This is a genomic window from Mesorhizobium sp. M0633 (assembly GCF_040320645.1).
In the GTDB taxonomy this organism is placed as follows: domain Bacteria; phylum Pseudomonadota; class Alphaproteobacteria; order Rhizobiales; family Rhizobiaceae; genus Mesorhizobium.
Window position 1 is genome coordinate 1 of the sequence record NZ_JAMYQC010000127.1, and the last position, 699, is coordinate 699.

Annotated in this window: 2 protein-coding genes; one reads left to right on the top strand and one right to left on the bottom strand. The window is 64.7% G+C overall.

The annotated features are described in order from the left end of the window. Nucleotides 1–170: SDR family NAD(P)-dependent oxidoreductase (locus tag NKI47_RS34975; protein ID WP_352596402.1), on the bottom strand; the 170-nt coding region annotated here is incomplete at its 3' end. Between the two features lie 85 nt (nucleotides 171–255). On the opposite strand from NKI47_RS34975, the gene soxR reads away from it, so the two are divergent. Continuing rightward, nucleotides 256–690 carry a redox-sensitive transcriptional activator SoxR gene (gene soxR, locus NKI47_RS34980; RefSeq protein WP_352458231.1) on the top strand — a complete coding sequence of 145 codons (435 nt, stop codon included), beginning with the start codon at nucleotides 256–258 and terminating at the stop codon, nucleotides 688–690. Nucleotides 691–699 lie beyond the last annotated feature (9 nt).

A 699-nucleotide genomic window follows, 5' to 3' on the forward strand; every position in this document is an offset into this window, starting at 1 on the left:
CCGTGCGCGCCCGTCTCATCGGCGATGCGTTCGACATTCGCGGCGGTCCGGGCGACGAAGGCGACGCACGCACCCTGTGCGGCAAGCTGCCGCACAAGCGCCAGTCCGAGGCCGGACGTGCCGCCCGTGACTGCCACGCGAAGTCCCTGAAGTTCGATATTCGTCTGCATTGCCAGTGCTCCTTTAATCCGTATGCCTCTTGCTACAAGTTCAAGTTAACTTGAAGTCAAGCGGGAATTGTGCTTTCGTTCATGCATGGATTCCATGCTGACCATCACCGACGTGTCACGGCGCAGCGGCGTCGCCTCATCGGCCCTGCGCTTCTACGAGGAGCGCGGGCTGATCGGGTCCGAGCGGGCCGGCTCGGGACACCGACGCTATCCGCGATCCGTGCTGCGCCGGATCGCCTTCATCGTCTTCGCGCAGCGAATTGGGCTGACGCTCGAGGAGATCGGCGCCGAGCTGGCCAAGTTGCCAGCCGATCGCGTGCCGTCGCGTCGGGATTGGTCGCGGTTGTCAAGCCAGTGGACCAAGCGCATCGACCAGCGCATCGCCGAGTTGCAGCGCCTGAGGTCGGGGCTTACCGAGTGCATCGGTTGCGGCTGCCTGTCGATCGACCGGTGTAGCCTTGCGAACCCTGCCGATATGGCAGGACGCAAGGGGCCGGGGCCGAGGTATTGGCTGGGGTGAGTTGGCAGC